Source organism: Methyloversatilis sp. (assembly GCF_051861465.1).
Lineage (GTDB): Bacteria > Pseudomonadota > Gammaproteobacteria > Burkholderiales > Rhodocyclaceae > Methyloversatilis.
Genome location: NZ_JBHYCQ010000004.1, coordinates 336195 through 360534, shown reverse-complemented (window position 1 = coordinate 360534; position 24340 = coordinate 336195). Strand labels below are relative to the sequence as shown.

General features: G+C 66.1%; 16 protein-coding genes. 3 read left to right on the top strand and 13 right to left on the bottom strand.

The genetic code is table 11. From position 1 onward, the window contains the following. Positions 1 to 107: 107 nt before the first annotated feature. The 5 genes from ACTIFF_RS08135 to prfB all read right to left on the bottom strand — a co-directional run bounded on the left by ACTIFF_RS08135 (position 108) and on the right by prfB (position 7520). On the bottom strand, positions 108 to 2897 hold the full coding sequence (locus tag ACTIFF_RS08135; RefSeq protein WP_439536369.1) for an AAA family ATPase: 2790 nt from the start codon (positions 2895 to 2897) through the stop codon (positions 108 to 110). Positions 2898 to 3029: 132 nt separating this feature from the next. Then, positions 3030 to 3725 carry a hypothetical protein gene (locus tag ACTIFF_RS08130; protein ID WP_257093500.1) on the bottom strand — a complete coding sequence of 232 codons (696 nt, stop codon included), beginning with the start codon at positions 3723 to 3725 and terminating at the stop codon, positions 3030 to 3032. A gap of 130 nt (positions 3726 to 3855) precedes the next feature. Beyond that, the gene (locus ACTIFF_RS08125; protein WP_439536368.1) at positions 3856 to 5154 is read right to left on the bottom strand and encodes a hypothetical protein; all 1299 of its coding nucleotides are present in this window, start codon (positions 5152 to 5154) and stop codon (positions 3856 to 3858) included. Then, the gene (locus ACTIFF_RS08120) at positions 5151 to 6419 is read right to left on the bottom strand and encodes a hypothetical protein (protein WP_439536367.1); all 1269 of its coding nucleotides are present in this window, start codon (positions 6417 to 6419) and stop codon (positions 5151 to 5153) included. The genes ACTIFF_RS08125 and ACTIFF_RS08120 overlap by 4 nt, the downstream gene beginning before the upstream one ends. After that, positions 6416 to 7520, bottom strand: a protein-coding gene (gene prfB / locus ACTIFF_RS08115; protein ID WP_439536366.1) for a peptide chain release factor 2 whose coding sequence is annotated in 2 segments (ribosomal slippage) — positions 6416 to 7438 and positions 7440 to 7520 — 1104 coding nt in all. Because the reading frame shifts where the segments join, the coding sequence is not laid out codon by codon here. The genes ACTIFF_RS08120 and prfB overlap by 4 nt, the downstream gene beginning before the upstream one ends. A gap of 365 nt (positions 7521 to 7885) precedes the next feature. Between prfB and ACTIFF_RS08110 the strand changes: the two genes are divergently transcribed. Beyond that, complete coding sequence (locus ACTIFF_RS08110) at positions 7886 to 8998, top strand: beta-propeller fold lactonase family protein (protein WP_439536365.1); 1113 nt, start codon at positions 7886 to 7888, stop codon at positions 8996 to 8998. A gap of 174 nt (positions 8999 to 9172) precedes the next feature. On the opposite strand, the gene ACTIFF_RS08105 is transcribed toward ACTIFF_RS08110, so the two are convergent. The 7 genes from ACTIFF_RS08105 to ACTIFF_RS08075 form a co-directional block, all read right to left on the bottom strand. Beyond that, positions 9173 to 10051 (bottom strand): hypothetical protein, encoded by an 879-nt coding sequence (locus tag ACTIFF_RS08105; RefSeq protein WP_439536364.1) that lies wholly within the window; start codon positions 10049 to 10051, stop codon positions 9173 to 9175. Further along, a complete protein-coding gene (locus ACTIFF_RS08100; RefSeq protein WP_439536363.1) occupies positions 10048 to 12324 on the bottom strand; it encodes a hydantoinase B/oxoprolinase family protein in 2277 nt (758 codons plus the stop codon). The genes ACTIFF_RS08105 and ACTIFF_RS08100 overlap by 4 nt, the downstream gene beginning before the upstream one ends. Before the next feature lie 46 nt (positions 12325 to 12370). Further along, the gene (locus ACTIFF_RS08095; protein WP_439536362.1) at positions 12371 to 14506 is read right to left on the bottom strand and encodes a hydantoinase/oxoprolinase family protein; all 2136 of its coding nucleotides are present in this window, start codon (positions 14504 to 14506) and stop codon (positions 12371 to 12373) included. A gap of 72 nt (positions 14507 to 14578) precedes the next feature. Further along, complete coding sequence (locus ACTIFF_RS08090; protein WP_439536361.1) at positions 14579 to 14977, bottom strand: acetone carboxylase subunit gamma; 399 nt, start codon at positions 14975 to 14977, stop codon at positions 14579 to 14581. 5 nt (positions 14978 to 14982) lie between these two features. Further along, positions 14983 to 16920 carry a hydantoinase/oxoprolinase family protein gene (locus ACTIFF_RS08085; RefSeq protein WP_439536360.1) on the bottom strand — a complete coding sequence of 646 codons (1938 nt, stop codon included), beginning with the start codon at positions 16918 to 16920 and terminating at the stop codon, positions 14983 to 14985. A 440-nt stretch (positions 16921 to 17360) separates the two neighbouring features. After that, a complete protein-coding gene (locus ACTIFF_RS08080; RefSeq protein ID WP_439536359.1) occupies positions 17361 to 17903 on the bottom strand; it encodes a hydrolase in 543 nt (180 codons plus the stop codon). Positions 17904 to 17975: 72 nt separating this feature from the next. Further along, positions 17976 to 19583: a 4-hydroxyphenylacetate 3-hydroxylase family protein gene (locus tag ACTIFF_RS08075; RefSeq protein ID WP_439536358.1), complete on the bottom strand. Its 1608-nt coding sequence runs from the start codon at positions 19581 to 19583 to the stop codon at positions 17976 to 17978. 66 nt (positions 19584 to 19649) lie between these two features. On the opposite strand from ACTIFF_RS08075, the gene ACTIFF_RS08070 reads away from it, so the two are divergent. Then, complete coding sequence (locus tag ACTIFF_RS08070; RefSeq protein WP_439536357.1) at positions 19650 to 20348, top strand: TetR/AcrR family transcriptional regulator; 699 nt, start codon at positions 19650 to 19652, stop codon at positions 20346 to 20348. Between the two features lie 6 nt (positions 20349 to 20354). Here ACTIFF_RS08070 and ACTIFF_RS08065 read toward each other — a convergent pair whose 3' ends face one another. Then, entirely contained in the window at positions 20355 to 21581 is a 1227-nt protein-coding gene (locus tag ACTIFF_RS08065) for a CobW family GTP-binding protein (protein ID WP_439536356.1), read from the bottom strand. 586 nt (positions 21582 to 22167) lie between these two features. On the opposite strand from ACTIFF_RS08065, the gene ACTIFF_RS08060 reads away from it, so the two are divergent. Continuing rightward, the gene (locus tag ACTIFF_RS08060) at positions 22168 to 24261 is read left to right on the top strand and encodes a sigma-54-dependent Fis family transcriptional regulator (RefSeq protein ID WP_439536355.1); all 2094 of its coding nucleotides are present in this window, start codon (positions 22168 to 22170) and stop codon (positions 24259 to 24261) included. The last annotated feature ends 79 nt before the right edge of the window (positions 24262 to 24340 follow it).

Genomic DNA, 24340 nt, shown 5'->3' with positions numbered 1-24340 from the left:
GCCGGCCGGCCATGCAGGGCCGGCAGTGGATCGCCGCTCCCACAGGTGATGCTGCCCACAGGCCGCTTCCACAGCGTCCTGACCTGAAGATTCTGATCCCCCAGGCGCTACTTCGCGCGCTTCAGGATGCCGATCGGCGGTGCCCAGCTTTCGGTGGGTGACTTCTTGCTGGTGATCAGTGTCAGCTGCGAGGGTGCGAACACGTTGGCGTTGTGCGTCACCGGGGTGGTGATGAGGTATTGCGCGCGGGTGGCGCCGAGGAAGCGGCCGACGCGGTCGATGTTGGCGACGTCCAGGTGGGCGAACGGCTCGTCGATGAACACGAAGCCGCCAGGGCGGGTGTCGTCCATCAGCAGCGCGATCAGCAGGATCAGCGACTTCATCACCTGCTGGCCGCCGGATGCTTCGCCGTCATTCAGGCCGACCGCGCCCTTGCGGTCGAAGTCGAAACTCACGTCCAGTCCGGCCTGGGCAAGCGCCAGATCGTCGTTGTCCAGCGGCGGTGCGCTGCAATCCACGCCGACGTTGGCCAGTTCGCCCAGCGCACGCAGGTTCTTGCCGTACTGACGCACGGTGGCGCGCAGTTTGGCGATGTAGGCGGCGCGTGCGTCGTCGGTGTGACGGCGGGCGGTGGCGCAGTAACCCTGGCGGCTGGCGTAGTCCTGCTCGCGCCGTGCAAGATCATCCTTCAGTCGGTCGCGCAGCGTCAGCGCCGACGGGTCGGTGACCCAGTCGCCGGACGCCAGCAGGTCACGCAGCCGACCCAGTTCGCGCCGCGCGGCGCGCGCGTCGCCGTAGCGTTCGGTCAGCTGGGCCAGTTCGCGCGGGTCGAGCCAGTGCGCCGGCATGCCGCGCCGGCGGGCGCGCAGCGCCACCAGTCGCTGCGCCTGTTCGGTGCGACGCGGCGTCAGTTGCTGCGTCAGATCGCGCAGGCGCGTACCCACCGCATTCAGCTCGCGCCGACGACGATCGATTTCGGTGTCGATGCCGGTCAGGTTTTCGCGCAGGCGCTCGACCTCGCGCAGGGCGGCATCGCGCGCGGTGAGGGTCTGGTCGTTGGTCGAACGCGCACCGGGCAGTGCCGCCCGGGCCTGCGCAAATTCGTTGCTGCGCAAGGCCAGCAGGCTGGCCGATTGCAGGCCGAGCAGGCGGGCGCGCAGCGCGCTCACCTGTTCGCGCGCCTGGTCCAGCTCCGGGCTCAGCGCGCGGCGCGCGGCATCGAGTGCGGCGATGTCGCGGCCCAATTGCTCGATGCGCGCCTGCCGGGCCAGTTCGCCGAAGTGGAATTCGGCCGGGCGGCCGAGGTGGCGCGCACCGCGGCGCTCGCGGTGATAGCCGTCGCGGGTGATCCATTCGGTATCGCGCGGCAGGTGACGCGCGGCATCGGCGCTGTCCACGCGCTGCATGCGGCCCAGCAGGTCGGCGAGCCAGCGCGGCACCGCGGCGGCGAAGCGCACCACTTCGGCCAGCGAGCCGGCACGCCGTGCGGCCGCGGTTTCGCGTTCGGCGACGATGAAGTGGCGAAAGCGCGCCTGTTCGCCCAGCGCCCAGGCCGCGTGACGGTCGTCTTCGCGTTCCAGCAGCACGAGGTGACGGTACGGTCGCAGCACGGCTTCCAGCGCGGCCTGCCAGGCGACGTCAGTCACCTCGACCACGTCGGACAGCACGCAGTGCGCGATGCCGGCTTCATCCAGCTTCGCCCGGAAGGCGCTTACCTCGGCATCGCCCGGCGCGCCGCGTCGTTCCTGTGCGGCGCGCAGCTGTTCGGCCTTGTCTTCGAACTGCGCCACCAGCATGCGCTCGTCGCCCGCCAGCTTCGTTGCCAGTGCTTCGGCCGCAGCGTGCTCCGCTTCCAGCGTCAGCGCGTCGGCGCCGTGTTCGCTGGCCACCCGCTCGCGCAGCTTGCGTTCTTCGTCGAGCAGCCGCTCGACATCGCGCAGCGCATCGTGCGCCGCCAGCTGGCGGGCTTCCGCCTGCTGCGCGTCGGCGCGCACCTCGGCCAGTGCCGCGACAGCCGCTTCGCGTTCGGCGGTCACGGCGACAAGTCGGTCCGAAAGCGTGGCCTGTTCGCGGCCGAGCCAGCGCAGGTCGTCGCGCAGGCGGGCGAGGTCGCCGCGCTCGTTCGACATGTCGCGCGTCAGTTCGGCGACTTCGAGCCGCGGCACGATTTCGGTCTCCAGTGCCAGCACCTCGTCGGCGTGCTGCTTCCATTGCCGGTAGTTGTCGGCTTCGAGGCGCTTGGCTTCGGCCTGTGCGCGCAAACGTTCGAGGTCGAGGCCGATGCCTTCGAGTTCGCGTTCGGCACCTTTCTGTTCCTCGCGTGCGGCCTGGTAGTTGTCCAGCACCTCCTTGTCGCCGAACACGTCGAACACCAGGTCGAGCAGGGCGCGCGGCGAGTATTCGCACAGCTTGTCGGTGTCGCCCTGTTCCAGCGACAGCACCTTGGCGATGGCCGGCGTCAGCCCGCCCCAGGCGAGGCGGTTCTGGTAGTCGCGCAGGCCGGTCCACTCGCCGCCGGATTCCAGCGTTTCGATCGCGACATTGCCGTCGAGGATGGCGTAGTCGCGCGTCCAGTCGCCGCCGGCGCGCTTGATGCGGCAGGCCAGCGTCACTTCATCGTGGATGCACGGAAAGAACGGCCGCTTGCCGGTGCCGCTGGCCACGTTGGCCACCACGGCGCGTATCCATGCGTAGTCGTGATCGCCGCGCCGCACGTAGCGGCGGAAGTCGCGCTTGCCGGAACAGCGCAGCGCGAACAGCGTGCGCAGCGCATCGAGCAGCGTGGTCTTGCCCGAGCCATTCGGCCCGACGATGGTGATGATCTGTGCATCGAGCGGCAGCGTGAAGCGCCGCCAGAAATCCCAATGCACCAGTTCGAGTTGCTTGATGTGGAACATGGGTGGCTCGTCAGCGTGCGTGAGAAGGGAGCGGGAGCGGGCGGCGGCAGAGAGCGTGCGAGTGATCAGTCGCCTGCCGATGATTGCAGTCCGTATCGCGGGCAGGGCGCGCGCAGGCCAGGGACGGGCGCGTCATGCTTCGGCCTCGTCGTCGTCCGCCGCGGCGGCCAGTTCGAAGGCATTCGCTTCGGGCATGGCGTGGCCGGCGCCGGTGAGCACGTCGGCCAGCGTGCCGTGGATGACGCGGTCGGCCAGGATGCGGTAGTCGAGCAGCACGTCGAGCAGCGGGCCTTCGAACACCAGACCGTTGCGTCGCTCGATGAATCCGAGACGTGACAGCTTGCCGAGGGTGAATCTGAGCTTCGTGATGCCACCGAGCCGGGCACCGAAGTCGGCCACCAGCGACGCTTCGGTGAGTGCGCCCGATACCGCATCGCCGTGCTCGACCGGCTGTTCGGCGCCGAACATGTCGTCCTGCCCCTCGTCGTTCAGTGCGCGCCGGCTGACCTGGCGTTCGCGCTTGGGCAGTACGATCAGCGACCAGATCACCATCAGCCAGGCCAGTTCATCACGCATCAGCCCGACATTGCTGGCGGCGTATTCGCGTGTCTGGCCGAACACCGGCTCGCGCATGTCGTCGGCGATGCCGACGGCGATGTGCGCGGCATAGGGATTGTCGAACAGCTGCAGGCCGACCGCGGCGAGCCGCTGGTCCAGCGCGTGGCGGAAGCCGTCATCGACCAGGGCGCGGCGCGCCAGCCGGTCGGTGCGCGGCATCGAGCGGTGCGCCAGCAGGCGCGCGGTCAGGGTGCGAAGTTCTGTTTCCATGTCGGTCAGCTCAAGGGACGTGCCGCGAATGAACGCGAATGAACACGGGACGATCCGGTCAGTGCGGATGAAACACGCGGCAAGGCCGCCGCGTTCCGTTTTGGCTGCAACCACCCGGCGCGCAGACACTTCACGACGCGCTCCGCGGCAGCACTTCGCCGACCGTGATCGCGGCGATGTCGTCATCGGCCAGCGGCTGCAGGTCTTCGGTGAAACGCACATCGATGGCCAGGCGCAGGAAATCGGCGACCGGGCCTTCACCGGCTTCGACCGCCGGGTCGCCGCCGGCACCGGCGTCGCGCAGCAGCGCGAGCAGTGACATGCGGTAGGACGCCTGCGCGAAGCCGCTGCCGGGGATCACCTCGGCCAGCGCCGCCGGGCCGGGCAGCGCGCCGAGTCGATGGGCGAAACGTTCGAGCAGGTGCAGGTCTTCGGCGGGCGGTGCCGCGGCGACGGGTGCGTCGTCGGGTGCCGGCAGCGCCGTATCGGCTTCGCTGACCGGCTCGGCGGACAAGGTCGGTTCGGCGCGGTCCAGCAGTTCGTGGTCGCCGGCCAGCAGGGTGAGGTCGGGGCAGGGCGCGAGTGCGTCGGCGGCCAGCGCGGCGAGTGCGGCGCTGTCGAGCCGGCGCAGCCAGCCCGCGACGTCCGACGACGAAATGCCCGAGCCGCCCAGCGTCACGCGCTGCGACTCGATCTTGTTCAGCGCGCGCTGGAACGACGCGTCGACCCGGGCCAGGCGTGACTGCGCCAGACCGATGCGCTGCGCCAGCCGGGCGCGTTCGAACGGCAGATCGTCATCGGCGAGCAGGTCGCGCAGCAGCGCGGTGCCCCGTTCCAGCCAGCGGCCGTTGGCGTCCAGACGGCGGCGCGCGGCGATGATGCGGAACTCCGACCCGGAGGCGATCGCGTCCTCGAAGTGCAGCGTGAGATCGTTCAGCTTGCCCAGCAGGTGCTGCAGCGCGTCGCCGGTGTCGCCGTCGACCGCCTGCAGGCCGGCGATCTGTGCGGTCAGGAAGCCCAGCTCCACATCTTCGTCGCCGGACAGTTCGAGCAGCATGGCCAGCGCGGCGCATGCGTTGCGGCCGATGTCGGACAACTGATACTGGCTGTCCGCGACGCGCAGCAACGCGTGATCGCGCAGGCGGCGCAGCACGGTTTCGAGCTTGACCGGGTCGATGAAGGCGAAGCGTGCGCGCAGCGCCTCGGGCGACCAGCGCGGCGCGTCGGCGGTGCGGCCGATTTCGCCCAGCACCAGCACGCGCAGCAGCACCTCAGCTTCCGAGCCGTGGAACAGCGTGGTGAAGGCGGACAGCAGGGGCCGCGCGCGCGCCAGCCGGTCAAGTTCGGGCAGGTCGCCGGGGCTGACGCCGGGCGAGAGAAAATCGGCGAAGTCCACCGCGGGATCCATCCGGAATTCGCCCGCGCTCACCGGTACAGCTCCAGTCTCGCGAGGCGTGCCTCGATGTCGTCGATCACGGCCTGATAGGCAGGCGCATCGACGCCACCGAAGCGCCGGAGAAACTCGTCCTCCGGCATGAATTCGGGCAGGCCGTCGAGCGGCGGCAGCACCTCGTCGACCGGCAGACCGGCCGCAAAGCGCTGCGCGATGTTGCCGCGGCCCGCGGCAATCTGTTCGCCCAGCAGGGCGCCGGCACGGTCGGCCAGCAGATCGGTGAAGGAAAAGCCGCTGCCGATGCGCGCATCGCTCACCTCTTTCGACAGGCCGATGGCATCGGCCCACGCGGCACCCGCGTGCAGGGCAAGCAGCGCGGACCCGAGATAATGCTGCGACAGATCCTCCCGCCCACGCAGGGTCAGGCTCAGCCGCGGCACGCGCAACCATTCGGCGGCCTGCGGCACCAGATCCCGCGGATGGCGGCCATTGACGAACAGGGCCAGCGCGAGCACGGCGGACCGCTGTTCCGCCTGTGCGTCGCCCTCGCCGGAGCGCTGTTCGGCCAGCGCGAACAGCGCCTGCATGGCGCGCAGCAGGTCGCTGTCGCCGTCCTTGCGCATGCTTACCACGACCTTCACCAGCGCCTCGTGATAGAAGCCGAGCCGTTGGGCTTCGCCGGCCGGCAGCATCGACTGCACGCCTTCCTTCCACAGTTCGGTCGACCAGACGTAGTTCAGCGCGATGCCCGCCGGGCTGATCTGCACCCGGTCGAGCAGATCGATGAAACGCTGCGGATCGACGCCGACACCGGCCATTTCGAGCGCCTTCGGCACGGCGCGGCGCACCAGCGGCTGCGCGATGAAGTCGGGCACGGTGAGCTGGCCGACACGCAGGGTGTCGAGTTCAGGCTGGCCGGTATCGGACACCGCCACGCGCGCCTGCACATTGACCCAGCGTGATGCGGCCGGCAGTTCGACGCTGGCGGCGATGTTCATCCCGCCGGCATCCGGCTGCAGATCGAGGCGGGTCGCCGGCAGCCGGCGTCCCGCTTCCTGCGCCAGCAGCTTCAGGTCGGCCGTTCCGAGCCGGATTTCACTGCGCTGGCCGGTACGCAGGCGGCGCGGGTCGTTCAGCGCCAGCTGCTGCAGCAGCTTTTCGGCGGCGGCCGGCGCCACGACTGGTGGCTCGGGCAGTGCCGGATTGGCATCGAGCATCAGCGACACTGCACCGATCACGGCGGCCAGCGCAAGCAGCAGCGACAGCGGCACCCCCCACAGCAGGAACTTCAGCAACTTCACACGCCCTGCTTCAGGCTGGCCTGGATGAAGCCGTCGAGGTCGCCGTCGAGCACGCCCTGCGTGTTGCCCACTTCGTAATTGGTGCGCAGATCCTTGATGCGGCTCTGGTCGAGTACGTAGGAGCGGATCTGGTGACCCCAGCCGATGTCGGTCTTGGAATCTTCCAGCGCCTGCTGCTCGCTCTGCCGCTTGCGCAGTTCGGCTTCATACAGGCGCGACTTCAGCATGGCCATCGCCTCGGCGCGGTTGCGGTGCTGGCTGCGGTCGCTCTGGCACTGCACGACGATGCCGGACGGCAGGTGCGTGATGCGGATCGCCGAGTCGGTCTTGTTGATGTGCTGGCCGCCGGCGCCCGACGCGCGGAAGGTATCGACCCGCAGATCGGCCGGATTGATTTCGATCTCGATCGAGTCGTCCGCTTCTGGATAGACGAACACGCTGGAAAAACTGGTGTGCCGGCGCGCGCCGGAATCGAACGGGCTCTTGCGCACCAGCCGGTGGATGCCGGTTTCGGTGCGCAGCGTGCCGTAGGCGTATTCGGCGGTCACCTTGATGGTGGCGCTCTTGATGCCGGCCACGTCGCCTTCCGATTCTTCCATCACCTCGACGTCGAAGCCCTTGCGTTCGCAGTACTTCACGTACATACGAAGCAGCATCGATGCCCAGTCCTGCGCCTCGGTGCCGCCGGCGCCGGCCTGGATTTCCAGGAAGCAGGGATTCGGGTCCTGCGGGTTGTTGAACATGCGGCGGAATTCGAGTCCGGCCACGTCGGCTTCGACCTTCGCCTTGTCGGCTTCGATCGCCACCACGGTGTCTTCGTCGGCTTCCTCGCGGGCCAGTTCGAACAGTTCGCTGGCGTCGGCGAGCCGCGCGTCAATCGATTCGATGGCGCGCACGACCCCCTCAAGCGTGTGCTTTTCCTTGCCCAGTTCCTGCGCGCGCGCGGTGTCGCTCCAGATGCCCGGATCTTCCAGCGCGCGTTCTACCTCTTCGAGCCGCGATGCCTTGGCATCGAAGTCAAAGATACCTCCGCAGTTCGCCGGCCCGCGACTGCAGGTCGGTCAGATGATTGGCGATGGCGTTGAGACGTTCTGCTTCCATGATGTGCGGGCCCGGAATACGGAAAACCGATGATTGTACCGGCTGCAGCGGCCGGCCATGGTGCGCAGGCCCACGGCAGACGTGCGGCAAGCGCTGTTCGCCCTCGCCCGGCCCTGGGTGTACCGGGACGATTTCCCTTGTAACGCGGGGTGGCGGTGCGACACCGTAGCGGGAGGTTTTCCCGCTCGGCGGCGTCGCATCCGCGTCGCCCGCCGCCCCCGATTGGCGGATTTCCTGAACCGAAGGCCGCTCGACGGTCTCTATACTGCAGCGCTTCGATCACGTCGTCCCTGCACCTGGCACGCGCGTTGGGGTTCGATGTGGCCGACGGCAGTCCAATAAGAAAGAATCAAGGAGGAAACCCCATGAAATCGATGACCCCCCCGATGTTCGCAGCGCGCAGCCTGTGGTCTGCCGCACTTTTTTCGTTGTTTGCCGGTGCCGGTCTGGCGCAGGCACAGGGCACGGCCTACGTGAGCAATCAGGAAGGCGGCATTTCGATCATCGATCTGGCCAAGATGCAGGTGACCGGCGAATACGCGGTCGGCGGCAAGGTGCCGCGCGGCCTCGGTGTCACCGACGACGGCAAGACGCTGGTGGTTGCGGTGCGTGAAACCGGTGACGTTGCGCTGATCGATACGGCCAGCGGCAAGATTCTCAAGCGCGTCAAGATCGGCAAGAACCCGGAATTCGTGCGCGTGCGCGGCGACATGGCATTCGTGTCCTTCGAACCGACCTCCAAGCTCGGCCCCCCGCCCAAGCCGGGTGCGGAAAAGAAGGAAGAAAAGAAGGACGGTGGCAAGGAAGGTGGCCACGGCCATGACGACGACGACGACAAGGAGCCGGCACAGGTCGCCGTGGTCGATCTGAAGGCCGGCAAGGTGGTGCGCAACATCGTCGGCGGCCCGGAGACGGAAGGCATCGAGTTTTCGCCCGACGGCAAGAGCCTGGTGGTCACCAACGAAGCGGACAACACGCTGACGCTGCACGACATCAAGTCGGGCAAGCTGGTGAAGAAGGTCGATGTCGAAAAGTACGGTGCCCGCCCGCGGGGCATCAAGCTGTCGCCGGATGGCAAGACCTACATCGCCACGCTGGAGTTCGGCAACAACTTCCTGGTGTTGGACGACAAGCTCACGCCGATCAAGACGGTTGCGACCGGTCAGACGCCGTATGGCGTGGCCTTCGACCGCAAGGGCGAGCGGCTGTATGTGGCCACCGCGCGCGCCCAGGCGCTCGAAGTGTTCGACGCGAAAACCTTCGCCAAGATCAAGGATGTGCCGCTCGCCGCCGAACGCTGCTGGCACTTCACTTTCACGCCGGACGAAAAGCAGATCCTGGTGGCGTGCGGCCGCTCGAATCAGCTTGTGGTGGTCGACGCTGAAAAGCTCGAAGTCACCGCCCGGATCGAGGACAAGAAGCTGCCCTGGGGTGTGGTGACCTGGCCGCGTGCGATGGGCAGCCTGGATCAGCCCTGAAGCATGCGGGAGCGGGACAGGTGAAAAGCCCTGCCTGCGCCGGTCAGTATCCGGCGCAGGCGGGCGTGCATTCGCGGTCGCCTGTGGTAAGGCACCGCGACCGCGCAGGCCGGTAAGGCCTGCGGGCTTGATGCGCGGTGGTCGGAGGCATCCCGGACGGGTGCCCCTCGTTGATCAGCCGCCGATCGATGCGCGCAGCGCGGCCAGCGATTCGAGGACGGATTCGGGTGTCTGACTTTCCGGAATGTCGGCGAAGCAGAACTGACCGGCTTCGAGCACCGGCAGCGCCGTACCGCTCCACAGCGCCTGACTGACATCGACGCCGGTCGACGACGGTGCCGCCACGCGCAGGCTCGGCGAAATCACGACATCGAAATCGGCCAGCGCAGGCGAGGGCAGCAAGTGATCGCCCTGCGGGCGCAGCGCGATGGACCAGCGATAGTGCTTCGCGACATTGATCAGCGGACGATAGCGTTCGACGTCGGTGTCGCCCATGCGGGCGTCGTCCGGATGTTCCTCCAGCAGGATGCCGCCGACCGGGTGGGCGGACACCGAACGGATCAGATCCGCCATGTACATGGCCGCATCCTCGATGCCGTCCGGATCCAGTTCGATGTCGGTTCGGCCCGCCAGCTCGTTGGCGTGAAACAGCCAGTGCTTGGGCGAGGGCATCGCCAGCACCAGCGGCGTCTGACCGCGCAGATGGGCGATGACCGCCTCGACGATTTCGGCCAGCAGCAGGCGCGGCTCGTCCTGCTCCAGCAGCTTGCGCAGCGGAAAGGAAAGCCGCTTCTTCGACCCGAGTTCTGCGCGCACTTCCGGGTGACGCACCAGCCACGAATCGAACAGCTCGCCGACCTCCACCACGGCCACGTCGGGCCGCAGCAGCCCCTGGGCCTGCGAGAAGTACGCCAGATACTGGGCACCGCTGAGCCAGGGATCGCCGCCTTGGCCCAGCAGCAGCCGCCGGGTGTAGGCGGAGGACTTCAACCAGACCTTGAGGCCGCTGCCGCCTTGCTGACCGGGCAGGATGTCGGCGAGGCGCTGACTCATTGCTTGTCGCTCCCCATCGCACCCAGCGCAGCCAGACGGGCTTCCAGTTCGGCGATCCGCACGTCCTTCGGGTGGGTCATGTAGTTGGGGCGCGGCGTGTTGGCGTCGCGGAACTTGTCGGCGCTGCCCATGTAGAGCTTGCTGATGTCGTCGCCCCAGCAGCCGAAGTACTGCAGATGCGTCGGCGGCGTCGGCTTGTTCCAGCTCTTGACGAATTCGGCGTACGGCACGCTGCGGGCGATCCGCGCCTTGCGTTCGGCATCGCGCGCGGCGTCGGTCGCCTCCTGGTTGATGGCCAGCGTCACCGGGTCGAACTTCACCTTGTACAGGCGTTCTGCAACGCCCGGCGAGATCAGGCCTTCCTCGATGTCGCGGATGACCCCGGCAGGGTCGCGCTCCAGCAGATCGCCGTAACCGGCGCCGGCACCCTGCGAAATCATGAACAGCTCGCCGCGCTTCGAAATTTCGAAGCCCATGCCCATGTGATGGGTCGTGTAGGCGGCACCTTCGAACGGGCGCTCGTTCATGATTTCCTCGATCGAGTGCTTGAACTTCTCCGGCTCGTTGAGCAGGACGTCATACACATCCACACCCTTCACCTTCGACAGTGGATAGCAGCCGCAGGCGTAGCCGCCGAACAGACCCTGGATCGGCGGAATCTTCGCGCCCTGGGTGGTGGTCATGAAGCCCCACTGTTCGGAATCCTTGGTCGCCACGATCATCGTGTAGCCCTGGCCGCCGCGGTACTTGCCCGGGGCGATGGCGTCGCGCGTCATCTTCTTCGACACCAGCTGCAGGAAGGGCACGTCTTCCTCGTTCAGCTCCTGTTCGCCGATGTCCGCCATGGTGGCGAAAATCGGAGCCAGTGCATGCTCGCCGTCGGTGTCGGAACGCGCGCCGCCACCCATGCCGTTCAGGTCGGCACACAGGTTGCCCAGCGTTTCGCCGTGCTGGCTGACCCCACCCCAGATGAAGGTGTTGATCATGTTGAAGGTCGGCGCGTGCACCTTGGTGTACTTCTCCGGGCAGCTGTAGAGGAACTTGGCCACGGCGTGCTGGCCGGCGGTGAAGCCGGTGAAGATCGACATCAGCGACTGCGAGTTCGGCGCGTCATACGACGAGTTGACGATGGAATGCGGATCGGTGATCACCTCGATCGGTGCGAACGCCGCCTGGCCGCGCGGCAGGTCCGGCCACACGTAGCACAGGAAACACTGCGCCAGCATGCCCTTGAGGCCGGCGAGGATGGTGTTGGTGGCGCGGTTGGTGAATTCCGGGCTGGAGCCGCGGAAGTCGAAGATCAGCCGGTCGCCGGACTTGGTCAGCTTGCAGTTGATCTTCACCACGCAGTTCTCGCGCAGCGTCGAGTCCTGGATGATGTAGGTGCGCACCGTCATGTCCGGCCACTCGCTGACCCGGCGCTTCACTTCGGCACGGACGTTTTCCATCGTCGTGCGCAGCGTTGCGACCAGTGCTTCGGGGCCATCGCTGTTCAGCGTTTCCTCGATGCGCTGCTTGATGCGCAGGCAGGCGAACAGCTTCACCTTCATGTCTTCGTACTGCAGCTTGGGCTCGCGCACCGAGTTCTGCAGGAAGGTCAGGATGTCGCGCTTGATCTGGTAGTTCTCGACCACCTTGAACGGGCACATCTTGAGACCTTCGTCGGACGGGCTTTCGGCCATCGACGGCATGCCCCCCGGCTCGATCGCGCCGTTCTCGCCCTCATGCACGGTGGATGCCACCCAGCACACCAGCTTGCCCTTGTGGAAGATGGGCAGGATCATCGACTGGTCGGTGTTGTGGACGTTGCCGTAACGCGAGTCGTTGTGGATGAAGCCGTCGCCGTCGCGCACGCCCACCGTGGGCTCGTTCACCCAGTTCTTGATGATGAACTTGATCGGGTGGTGCACCAGCGCCGAGAAGATCAGCACGCCGCCGGCGCTGGCGATCGCCAGGTCACCGGACGCGGAATACACGCCGGTGATGATGTCGCCCCACTTGGCGCCGGGTGCGGCACCCATCTGCTCGACCATTTCGTAGCCTTCGTCGCAGCCCGCCTGGATGCGGTCGCGGATCTTGGCCACGGTGTGCGCGTCGCTGATGGTCTTCATCGCGGCGTCTTCTTCGGCGCTGCGCGGCATCAGGTCGTGGTTCTGCATGATTTCCGGGTCGGGACCCAGGAACAGCGTGGTGTCGTTCAGGAACTTCTTGATCAGCGCAACTTCTTCGGCGCTCGGCATTTTCGGTGCCACCTTCGTGCTTGTCTCGCTCATTTTCAATCCTGTCATCTGTATGGGTTTGATCGGGATGCCCGCGCGTTCAGCCGCGCAGGAACCAGGACGCACCCTGTTTCGCGGCCACGAAGGTCCAGCCCGGATCCACCAGGAAGGTCGTGACTTCGGAGGCGATGATGGCCGGGCCGGCGATCTGCATGCCGGGCTCGATCGCATCGCGGCTCCACACCGGCGTATCGAAGGCGCTGTCATGGCCGACGAACCAGCACTTGCGGCGGCTGGTCGGTGCCGGCGGTGCGGTGCGCTGTTCGGCCGGAACTGGCTTGATGTTCTCGAACTTCACCGTCTCGTGGCGCACGAAGGCGGCCACCCGGATGGTGTTGATGCGGATGCCCGCTTCCGGTGCCTGCGAACCTTCGCCGAAGCGCTTGCCGTAGTCATTCGAGAACTGCGTGATGATGGCCATCACGTCGCTCACGCCATGCACTTCGTGCTGCGGGATGACGGCGGTGGTCTGCACCAGCTGGTTGCCGTAGCGCATGTCCAGCTCCAGGCTGTGGCAGACATCCCCGCGCGGCACGCCCTGACGCTGCAGGTCCTGGGTGCCCAGTTCCTTCAGCTCGGCCACGATGGAATTGAAGCGGGCGTAGTCGTCGAACAGGTGACGCGTGTTTGAGTCGTACAGCACCATGTAGAGCGACTGTTCGTGGATGTGCAGCTGGTGCATGTTGCCGGCACCGACCGCCGAGAACACGGAGCTGAGCGGGGGCGCCAGGATCCGGTCGATGCTCAGGTTCTGCGCGATGCCGCAGCAGTGCAGCGGGCCGTTGCCGCCGTAGGCCAGCATGGTGAATTCCTTCGGGTCGTAACCCCGGGCGCGCAGCTCGGTGAACAGACCATTGGCCATGTTGGCATCCACCTTCTCGCGAATCAGCAGCGCCGCTTCGATCACTTCGCAGTCGAGGTCGTCGCACAGCGCATCTTCGATGGCCGACTTCGCACGACGCGGATTCAGCGGAATCGAGCCACCGGCGTAGTTGGCCGCATCGAGGTAGCCGAGCAGCAGGTCGGCGTCGGTCACGGTCGGGTTCATGCCGCCGCGGTCGTAGCAGGCCGGGCCGGGGTCGGAGCCGGCTGATTCCGGGCCGCACTTCACCGTGTTGTACATGCGGTCGTAGCTCGCGATGGAACCGCCACCGGCACCCAGCGTGACCAAGTGAACCATGGGTACGGACACCAGCCAGCGGTCGATGACAGGGTTGAAGTCGTAGTGCTTGATGCCGCCTTCGACGACGATGCCGATGTCGTAGCTGGTTCCGCCCATGTCGGTCGCCACCACATTGCCCAGGTCGCACTGCATGGCCAGGTGTTCCGACGCCGCGATGCCCGACACCGGACCGGAGTGGATGGTCTGCAGCGCATCGGTCGAATTCAGCTGCGCCATGCCGCCGGAGTTGTGGATCACCAGCATCGGCTTTTCGTACTTGTGGGCACGCAGGTTCTGCTCGAGTGCCGACAGTGCGTGATACATGGTCGAGTGCAGGTAGCCGTCGATGACGGCCGAGGTGGCGCGCACGTACTCGCCTTTGCGACCGGCCACCTGATGCGACAGGATGATCGGGATCGCGCCCAGCAGGTGCGACGGATATTCCTCGAGCAGAATTTCCTCGATGCGCTGCTCGTTCACCGGGTTGACCACCGAATTCACCAGTGCCACGACGATGATTTCGGCGCCGCGGTCCACCAGTTCGCGGATCTGCGTGCGCACGTCTTCCTCGTCCAGCGGCATGACCTGCTCGCCCTGGAAATCGAGGCGTTCTCGCACGCCGCGGATCATGTGCGCCAGCACCAGCGGTTCGGGGCGCTGCGCGTTCGGCAGATCCTGCTGGCCGAGATTGTCCAAGCCTTCACCATAGCCGCGAGCGCGGCTCAACGGCACCGTCGCTTCGAAGCCGGCGGTCACCAGCATGCCGATCTTCGGGCCCTTGTGCTCGATCAGGGCATTGGTGCCCAGCGTCGTGGCGTAGCGGACCGAATCGACCTGGGACAGGATTTCTTCCAGCTCCAGACCGAGCACGTGATAGGCCTTGCTCAACGCTTCGTTGAAGCCCAGAGCCAGGTTGTGGTGGGTGGTCAGGGCCTTGGCCTCGATGTGCTTGCCATCCCACACCACGAAACAATCGGTGAATGTGCCACCGATATCAACTGATACGCGCCTCATGCTATCTCCTCAATTCGTTCGTACTGGCGCGCGGAGCCACAGTGGGCCCGCACGCCGGCAAACCATCCGGACTCAGTGGCCGTGACCCTTGTCCGCCGCGACTGCGGGGCCGACGACCGGCGTCTTCTGCTCGCCGCGGCTGGCCCACTGGGCCTTGAGTGCGGGCAGATCCGGTTCCATGTCGTACAGCGGCGGATGGCCGGGGATGGCGTATTCGGTTTCCACCTGCGTGCCGCAGGACGGGCAGCAGAATTCGAGGATGCGCACCCATTCCGGATCGGGGCTGAAGGTGAAGCGGTACTTTTCCGGGTCGAGGATGGGCGGATGGATTTCGCGCGGGTCACGGTTGTGCACCAGCAGACCTTCCTTGTAGCTCTTCGTGGCCGAGCCGATCACGTGGTCGCACACGCGGCATTCCCAGTTCTCGGTGTCCAGGTCAATGCGCAGATATTCGGTCATCAGTACTTTCATTTGTTTCAGCCCTTCCTGTTCAGCATGATGTCGCCCGCGTCGCTGATGACGAAACTCCAGCCATCGAGCACCCGGCAGGTGAAGTAGTCTTCTTCGAGAATGGCCGGTCCGGCGGCCTGATCGCCCGCCTTGAGCTGGCTCAGCTTGTAGACCGGCACCTCGACGCGTCCCTTGTCGCGGATCAGCACCTTGCGTGTGCCGTCCGCCCTGGCGGCGCCCCCTGCGACGAAGCGTGCCGTGTCGGCAGCGCTGGTACGCAGTGACTTCACCGCCCTGAGCTGCAGTTCGACCGCGACGGCATCGGCCAGCGCGGCGGGCAGGGTGGGCGTGCCGGAGATGGCATGCGTGCTTTCGCTGCCGTCGCTGTTCTCGCCCACGAGCCAGGCTTCGACTTCGTATTCGCCGGCGCCAAAACCTTCGGCGAACATGTCGCGCAATGCCTTGACCTTGAGTGCGTCCAGCGCGGCGGCCAGTGCCTTGTCGCTGCGGTCGTTGAGTGCCACGGCGTAGCGCTGCGAGATATCGCAGGAGCCGATGCCGAAGGCGCTGAACACGGCGGCCAGCTTCGGCACGGCCACCTTGTCGATGCCGGCCTTTTCAGCGACGCCGCAGGCATTCAGCGGGCCTGCGCCACCGAAGGCCAGCATCACGGTGTCCTTCGAAATCTTCGTGAAGCGGTGCAGTTCGACGGCGATCTTGTCTTCATAGGCGTGTTCCATCTTCAACAGCGCTTCGTCGAGATCGACGCCGAGCGGCTCGGCGATCCTGACCTGGACGGCCGTCGCGGCACGGTCCAGATCGAGCGCCATGCCGCCGCCGAAGTAGGACTTCGGATCGAACAGGCCGCTCAGCAGGCTGGCGTCGGTGATGGTCGCTTCCTTGCCGCCACGGCCGAATGCCGCCGGTCCGGGCACGGCGCCGACGCTTTCCGGGCCGATGACGACGCGGCCATTCACCACCTTGATGATGGAACTGCCACCGGCGCCTGCGCTCATGATTTCGCACAGCGGGAAGGACACGCTGATGCCTTCCACGTGACCGCGCTGGACTTCGGCGACCTTGCCGTCGAGGCACTGGCCGATGTCGGTCGTGGTGCCGCCGACGTCGATGCCGATCACGTCCGACATGCCGTACAGCCGGGCGAAGGACTTCATGCCTTCCATGCCGCCGCGCGGTCCTGAGCTGTAGGTCTTGATCGCCACGGTCTTGGCCACGCGCGAAGCGTCGCCGTCATTGCGGAAAATCAGCAGCGGATTCTTCGTGCGGTAGTCGCGCAGGCGCTTCTCCGCGTTGAACAGGAAGGCTTCCATCGCCGGATGGAGGAAGGAATTGATCAGCGAGGTCCAGGTGCGGCGGACCATGTCGCGGTCGGTGGACAGGTCGCTGCCGTACAGGATGGGCACTGCGCCGAGCAGGTGGCGCGGGTACTTGCGCAGCGCCACCTTCTTGAAGCAGGTTTCCACCGCCATGAAGTCGGCGCCGTCGAAGCTCACGACGAGGCGGCTGGCACCCATCGCCGTCAGCTTGTTGATCGCCTTGACCACTTCGATTTCTGCATTGGCGCCGGTGACGTCCGCATCGTCGAGGAACACCACGCGATCACCGAGCAGCGCTTCGTACACTTCCGGGTCATGCTCGGCCAGACGGACCGGCAGGTCACGCGACTTGCCGTCGACAATCAGTCCCAGACGCGGGCCCTTGCGTTCGCAGATGGCATTCGTGCCCTGCGTGGTCGAGTAGCGGATCAGGTCCACTTCTTCGAGCAGGCGCTTCACATCCGCTGCGCCGTAGATCACTTCGGACGCTTTCTGAAGACCGTCGAAGAAGCATTTGCTCAGGTCATAGGGTGTCGTGAGCACCTTTGTCTTTTTGACGACGCCGTCCGTCATGATGCAGATATCGGTGAGCGTTCCACCGTTATCGATGTTGATGTGCACTGCCATTCCCCATTACCTCCCGCCATCCATTCGTGGATCAAGACCGCTTTTAGAAGATCAGAAATCGATACCGACGCCGCATGACCCGTCCGCGGCCTCGATGTCATCGGCTGGTGGACGGGACCCGTGTGACACGTGGACTTCCCGATAGCAGCAACGCAAGCGCTGTGCCACACAGCGACTTCTTTCAAGTGATTGATCTATCAAGGAATAAAAATGGAGGGCGGGCGCGGGGAGCCAGACGATGGTCCGCTAACCGGACGATCGTCCGGTGACTCGCGTTTGCTGCGACGCAATATCGACGCCGCTTCGGGTCGGGTTCAGGACAGACCCGGGGGACGGATTGCCGCACGGGAAGGGAAACGGAAAGCGAGGCGGGAAGGCGCGAGTGGCAGGGCGTTCGCGCGGTCGGGCAAGTCGGGGCGGCCGGGCCGCCGGTTATGTGCTCAGCGGATGAAGCGTTGCAGCACCGCGCGGAAGACCGGCGTATTCGATTGTTCGAGCCATTCGAACGCCACCATTTCGCGGCTGACGATCTCGGCGCCGTTCTGCTGCATGCGCTGCAGCGCCAGCGCCTTGTCCCGGGCGCGTCGGGAGCCGACCGCATCTTCCACGACGAACACCTGCCCACCCATGGCCAGCCGGTCAAGCACGGTCTGCTGCACGCAGACGTGGGCCTCGGTGCCGACGACGATCCATTGTCTTCGTCCGGCTTCGGGTGCGCCGAGCAGGCTGTCTTCGGCGAGCGCCGAGAAGTGCGTTTTCTCGACGATGCAGCCGTCGGGAAAACGCGCCCGCAGCCCGGCTTCGGTCACCCCGAGGCCCTGTGGATACTGCTCGGTCGCCAGTATCGGTACGCCGATCGCCTGTGCCACATCGACCATCCAGGTCGCGTTCTCCAGCACGGTCCGGCCGTCATCGATGGCCGGCAGCAGCCGTCCTTGAAGGTCGATGACCAGAAGCAAGGAGTCGCAAGGTTTGATGCGCATGCTGGCTCTTTCCTGTTGCGCCGGTCTCCCGCCGTTGCGGGAGGCGGCTGATGTTCGGGTCAGGCCCGGTTGTCAGTCATCGGTCGGGCGCGCGAGGGGTAGCGGCACCATCACGGCCTGTCCGGGTTGGCTGCAGCCTGCGTCGCAGCAGCGGCCGGGCTGTCTGTTGCGCGTGATCGAACGCTTCTCGTCGGCCAGCACACCGCGATCGAGCAGACGTTCGACCAGATCGACCTTGTCGCCGACCGGGTAGTTGCGCCAGATTTCCTGCTTCAGTGCGGCCGGCGATCCGCCGCCGTGCAGGCTGATCAACGAATACCAGCCGCCCTGGTACGAAGCGGTCAGGTCTTCCATGAAGCGCGCGACCTCGATCCGCTTGTCGTACGGGATGTCCGGATTGGCACGCAGCACCTCGGCCAGCGTCGCGGCCGTGGCTGGGTTGTGGTCTTCGTCCGGGCCGGGAAGGGCGACGATCAGGCCGCCCGACACTTCGTGCGCCAGCCGGTGCATGTCGTAGATCTGGGTGGACAGCAGCAGCTTGCCGATATTGGCGAACACCGGCTCCGGCATGAAGGTGTGCGAGTACGGATCGGCCGCGGCATAGACGCTGGCCGCCACGCCGCAGGCGTAGAAACCTTCGGTGATCTTGATCAGTTCGACCATCGGGTCGCGCAGATTGGCCTTGCGGTCCGGGTCCAGACCGTTGGCTTCGCACATCAGCGCGGCGGCGCCGATCAGCAGATCGCCGAAGCCTGCGCGCGCCGCGATGCAGCTGTGGCGGTGATGGGTGGCGTAGTTGTAGGTGACGGCGCCCGAGTGTTCCCATTCGCCGGCCAGGAACACGCGTTCCCAGGCCACGAACACCTGATCGAAGATGACCACGCCGGTGGACTGACCATAGCGGCGCGAAAACAACGGCGAGCCGTGTTCGGGTTTCTCGCCCGGGCGCCCGGCGGGTCGGGCGACGATGGTGATGCCCGGCGCGTCGACCGGCACCGCGCAGCACACGGCAAAGTCGGCGTCCGCTTCCGTCATGTTGCGCGACGGCATGACCAGGAACTCATGCATGTAGGGTGCACCGGTGACGATGGCCTTGGTCCCCGAAATGACGATGCCGCGGGCGTTGCGCTCGACGATGTGCAGATAGACGTCCGGATTCGACTGCTGGTGCGGCCGTTGGCTGCGGTCGCCCTTGGCGTCGGTCATCGCGATGCCCAGCGTCAGGTCTTCGTCCTGCACGCGCTGCAGATAGTCGGCGAAGCGGGCGCCGTATTCGGTGTTGCCCCGCGCATCATCCAGCCGCGCCACCGCCTGGCCGATGCCATTGAGTGCGTCATGCGCCAGATAGCGCTGTGCGCAGCCGGTTTCCTGACACAGGATGCGCACTGCTTCGAGCTTGTTCAGCAGGTCGCCGGACGACTCGTTGATGTGCAGCATGCGATTGACCGTCCGCCCGCTGCGCGTCTGCACGGCCGTCATCAGCGGGGCCCTGGCCGGGTCGTGCGCGAAGTCGTAGCTCACCGCAAGCGCGTTGATGCCGGGCTGCAGCGACGGGGCATCAACGACCGAGTCGATCCGCTGGCCATCGACGTACACCGTAGGGGCGTACTTGCGCAGGGACTCACGGTAGTCCTGACCGGTCATCAGCGTGCCGGTGCTGGGTGGCGCATGTTTGTGCATGTGAAGTGTGGCGTGTTCCATTGATTGAACACTGTTCAAATAATTGCGTCAGGTTAAAATCAGGTCATGGTCAAGTCAACCGTACGGTCACCGGACGACGCTCCGGCGCAGGCTGCGCCGAGCGGGCCGCGCGTGCTGCGCGAGACCGTCATCAACGAAGCGCGGCGCATGCTGATTCTTGATGCTGCACGGTCCGCATTCTTCGAACTGGGGCTCGATGGCGCCAGCCTGCGGGAAATCGCCAAGCGGGCCGGCTACACACCGGGCGCGCTGTACAGCTACTTCGGCAGCCGCGAGGAAATCTACGCGGCACTGCTGGGCGAGTCGCTGCTGCGTCTGCAGCGCAGTGTGGATGACGCGACGCCGGCGGACAGCGCGCCCGCGACGGGTGAGCGTGCCGCGCTGATCGCGTTGCTGCGTGCCCGTGTGATGGCTTTTTTCGACTTCTATCGCGAGCACCCGCAGGACATGGACCTCGGGTTCTATCTGTTCAATGGCGCGCGGCCCCGCGGTCTGACGCCGGAACTGAACCAGCAGCTGAACGGCCGGCTGCAGGCCACGCTGCAGCCGATCCAGGACGTGCTGGTCCGGCTCGGTCTGAATGAAGCGGAGGCGGTGATCGAAACCACCGCGATCTTCGCCCACACCGTCGGCCTGCTGATGCTGAACAACACCGGCCGCATCCGCTTGTTCGGGCAGAACGCGCGGGACCTGCTGGTGCGCTATCTCGACCCGCTGTCGGCAAGGGTCGCCGGCCCGGCCTGACGCGCTTCAGGTGCCACCGCGAACCGGTGCGGGGCGCGCCGAAAAGCGCCTGGCCTGGACGACCCAGCCGTCTGCCTGCAGGCCGCCGGCCTGCGCGACCGGCATTCTCTGCGACAGCCAGCAGCGCGTCGCCATGAACGGATTGGCGGCCACCGCGCGCGCGGCGGCTGCCTGCGGCGGAAGATTGGCAAGCATCGTGCGGATGAGGTCGCGCTCGTCTTCACCGATGTCGCGCGTGATGAACACCAGACGCCCGTGGCGGTCGTCGAACGGGCCGCCTGCCGGCCACGCAGGCAGGCGCAGCGGCGGGTAGGCCACATCCTGCACGCACTGGATCACCTGCGGCAGGTCGTCACCGGCCACATTCATCAAGCCCTTCACGCGCAGCAGACGCGGGCCCCAGCTTTCCAGGATGCGGCCCATGGCGACTGAAAACCCATACCAGGGAACCGGTGCGTCGAAGCGGACGACGAAGCTCGATACCGAATCGTCGTGGCGCGCCGACGTCGCGCGCGCCGGTGCCGGCTGCGTGGTCCAGCGCAGCGGAGCCGTGGCCTGTGCGGCCCGGGCGCTTTCATCGAGCACGCGTTCCTCACCCAGCCACGCCGCCACATCCGGCAGCTTGCCGGCGGTGGAATAGATGCCGCTGCCGAACAGCTGTTCGGGCTCGATCCGCCCGTGGCGCACCTCCAGACGCAGCGCGCCCGGATTGAGCATGTCAAGCCGCGCATCGAGCGCCGTTCGGCTGTCGGCATCGGCCAGATCACCCTTGGTGATCAGCAGGCGGTCGGCCATGGCGATCTGGCGCAGCGCCTCCTGATGGCGGTCGATCTGTTCCAGGCCGTGCGTCGCATCGACCGCGGTCAGCACGCTGTCACACACGAAACGCGCGGCGATGAAGCGCTCTTCCATCAGCGTGTAGATGACCGGCACCGGGTCGGCCAGACCGGTGGTTTCGATGAGCACCCGCGTGACCGGCGGAATTTCGCGCTTCGAACTTCTGAGGTGCAGCTGCTTGAGTGCCGCCACCAGATCGCCCTGCACGCTGCAGCACAGGCAACCCGAATCAAGCAGCACGGTGGTGTCGTCGAGTCTTTCCACCAGATGGTGGTCGATGCCCACCTCGCCGAATTCGTTGATCAGGACCGCAGTACCGGCCATCGCCGGATGCTTCATCAGCCGGTTCAGAAGGGTCGTCTTGCCGGCACCGAGAAAGCCGGTCAACAGGCTCACCGGGATCCGGTCTACCGGGGCGGAGCCGGCGCTGGCAGTGGATGGAACACGAAAGGTCAAGGGTTTCTCCGAAGGTTCTGTCGGCGCGGGCGAGTCCGGGAGCCCGGAATCATCTGGCGCGTTGCAACGGTACTCGAGTCGCCGACCGGGGGTACCCGGCCTGCGCAAACGCGGCTTTCGGATCCGCAGCCGATGGTGTGGCCCGACCGCCTCGATGAAGCATTTCACCTTTGTTATCAATGACCGAACCCCGTTCGTGGTCGCTACGAGCGTGGTGCAGGCGGTCGTACTTTGGTATAACGCATCATTGTAGAGGGTCGGGGTCGCATCGCTCTCGTGTCCGCTCCGGGACACCGACGCACCGAGCCGGTCAGCGGTTCTCGTGGCATCGGTTCCCGCGCACGCGCGCAGCGGCGTCACCGGCAGACCTGTGCTCCTCTCCCGTTGCAAGGCGGGACAGTCCGATCACCCGCATGTTGGCCAGATTGATCCGGATCGCCACGGCCTTGCCGAAGCGTGCTGCTGCACGGCGTCGGCAAGACGATGCGCGGATGCGGCGGTGCTTCAGGACAAACCAGGGAGGTGCATGAGTTCGACCACTTCAGGCCAGCTGTTTTCCGAGCCGGAAAACGATCATCAAGTGATGGCGTCGTGGGAGCGCTTTCTGAACGGCGACGAGGGCGGTGCGGACGCCCTGCGGCGCCTGATCGATGATTCATGGCGCCGCTGCCAGGGCGCCCGCGTCGATCCGGCGATCTATCAGGCGCCGCCGCCGATCAAGGAGAACTCGCTGCACTCGCTGCAGACGGAATGCAGCGAACTGCTGACGGCGAGTACGCCAGTGATGGCCGCGGCGCGCGACTTCCTCGCGGAAACCGGCACCGTCATGGTGCTGACCGACCAGAGCGGAACGATCCTGAATCTCGAAGGCGACATGTCCACGCGTGGCGCCGCGGAGGATGTGCATCTGCTGTCGGGCGCCAACTGGAGCGAACTCGCCTGCGGCACCAACGCGATCGGTACCGCGCTGGCGGTCGGGCATGCGGTGCAGATTCATTCGGCCGAGCACTACTGCGCCGGCATCAAGCGCTGGTCCTGCGCGGCCACCGTGGTGCGCGATCCGTACGACAAGTCCATTCTCGGTGTCGTCGATGTGTCCGCCCTGACCGAGTCCTACAACCGTCTCAGTCTTGCGCTGGTGCTCGCGACGGCGGGCCGCATCGAAAACCGGCTGGCCAAGCTGGAACTGGACATCCGGTACCGCCTGCTCGAAGAGTGCGTCGACCGGCTGTCCAGCCGGACCACCGATGGCGTCATCGTGTTCGACCGTCGCGGGCGTGCCATCAAGTCCAACGGGCGCTCGTCGGCGATCATTTCCGATCTGGGCATCGACGCGGCCGCCGTCGACCCGGAAGGCCTGTCATCGCTGACCTTGCGCTGGAACAAGCGAAAGGATTCGCCGGACGATCTGCCCGACTGGATACGCCGGGAGTGGATCGAGCCCGTCATCGAGAATGGCGAGCACATCGGCAGCGTGCTGACCCTGCCGAGCCGGCGCGGATCGACGCTGGCCGGCAGCCGTCGCGGCACCGTGTCCGCCACCAGCGGCGACGCGGCGGACAAGCGCGGTTTCGAGAGGATCATCGGCAAATCCGATGCCCTGATGCAGGCGGTCGGCCGCGCCCAGCAGTTGGCCAGGTCCCGCGTGCCGGTGTTGCTGCTGGGGGAAACCGGCGTCGGCAAGGATGTGTTCGCGCGCTGCATCCATGAAGCGGGGACGTCGGCGGGCGCGCCGTTCGTGGCGTTGAATTGCGGAGGCTTTTCGCGCGAGCTGCTGTCGAGCGAACTGTTCGGTTACGCCGAGGGCGCCTTCACCGGTGCCCGGCAGGGCGGGGCCATCGGCAAGATAGAAGCGGCCAGCGGCGGCACCCTCTTTCTCGATGAAATCGGCGAAATGCCGCTCGATCTGCAACCGCATTTCCTGCGTGTTCTCGAGGAAGGCGAGGTCTATCGCATCGGTGAAAACAAGCCGAGAAAGGTGAACTTCCGGCTCATTGCGGCAACCAATCGAGACCTGCGCAAGGAAATCCAGTCCGGCGGATTCCGCATGGACCTGTTTTACCGGGTGGCCGTCACCAGCATCAACATTCCTTCGCTGCGTGACCGCACCGACGATATCGCGCTGCTCGGCGAATATTTCCTGACCCAGCTGTCGCAACGGCACGACATGCCCAGGCGGACCTTGTCGCCGGACGTCCTGAGCGTATTGCAGCGGCACGCCTGGCAGGGAAACATCCGCGAATTCCGCAACGTGATGGAAAGCATGCTGCTCACGTCCGCGAATTCGGTTCTGGACGTGGAAGACCTGCCGCCTCATGTGCTGTTGCCGCTGGCATCCGCATCAAGTCCGGCAGCGGCGTCCGCTGCACCGACCGGATACGACGCGGCAATGCCGGTGGCGGACAACGCCACGCCGTTGACCGGCATGGAGCATGCCGAACGCGAAGTGATCGTGAACGCCATCATCAAGCATGGCGGAAACATGACCGCCGCCGCGCGCGAAGCGGGCATCGCGAAGAGCACGCTCTACGTCAAGCTCAAGCGCTTCGGCATCGACGAGCGGCTGAAGCGCTCCGGTCTGGACGGCCTCACGCGCGACCAGCAGGGCACGCCGGCCTGATTGCGCCATCGCGCTGCTTGGCTGCGCCCCTGTGCAACGCATGTGCCGTGACCGACTGGCGCGTCCGTCACCCGATTGC

Bases quoted from the DNA above. Each gene is read 5' to 3' on its own strand.
- ACTIFF_RS08135 (WP_439536369.1), bottom strand. From the start codon at position 2,897: ATGTTCCACATCAAGCAACTCGAACTGGTGCATTGGGATTTCTGGCGG.
- ACTIFF_RS08130 (WP_257093500.1), bottom strand. From the start codon at position 3,725: ATGGAAACAGAACTTCGCACCCTGACCGCGCGCCTGCTGGCGCACCGC.
- ACTIFF_RS08110 (WP_439536365.1), top strand. From the start codon at position 7,886: ATGAAATCGATGACCCCCCCGATGTTCGCAGCGCGCAGCCTGTGGTCT.
- ACTIFF_RS08105 (WP_439536364.1), bottom strand. From the start codon at position 10,051: ATGAGTCAGCGCCTCGCCGACATCCTGCCCGGTCAGCAAGGCGGCAGC.
- ACTIFF_RS08100 (WP_439536363.1), bottom strand. From the start codon at position 12,324: ATGAGCGAGACAAGCACGAAGGTGGCACCGAAAATGCCGAGCGCCGAA.
- ACTIFF_RS08095 (WP_439536362.1), bottom strand. From the start codon at position 14,506: ATGAGGCGCGTATCAGTTGATATCGGTGGCACATTCACCGATTGTTTC.
- ACTIFF_RS08090 (WP_439536361.1), bottom strand. From the start codon at position 14,977: ATGAAAGTACTGATGACCGAATATCTGCGCATTGACCTGGACACCGAG.
- ACTIFF_RS08085 (WP_439536360.1), bottom strand. From the start codon at position 16,920: ATGGCAGTGCACATCAACATCGATAACGGTGGAACGCTCACCGATATC.
- ACTIFF_RS08080 (WP_439536359.1), bottom strand. From the start codon at position 17,903: ATGCGCATCAAACCTTGCGACTCCTTGCTTCTGGTCATCGACCTTCAA.
- ACTIFF_RS08075 (WP_439536358.1), bottom strand. From the start codon at position 19,583: ATGCACAAACATGCGCCACCCAGCACCGGCACGCTGATGACCGGTCAG.
- ACTIFF_RS08070 (WP_439536357.1), top strand. From the start codon at position 19,650: ATGGTCAAGTCAACCGTACGGTCACCGGACGACGCTCCGGCGCAGGCT.
- ACTIFF_RS08060 (WP_439536355.1), top strand. From the start codon at position 22,168: ATGAGTTCGACCACTTCAGGCCAGCTGTTTTCCGAGCCGGAAAACGAT.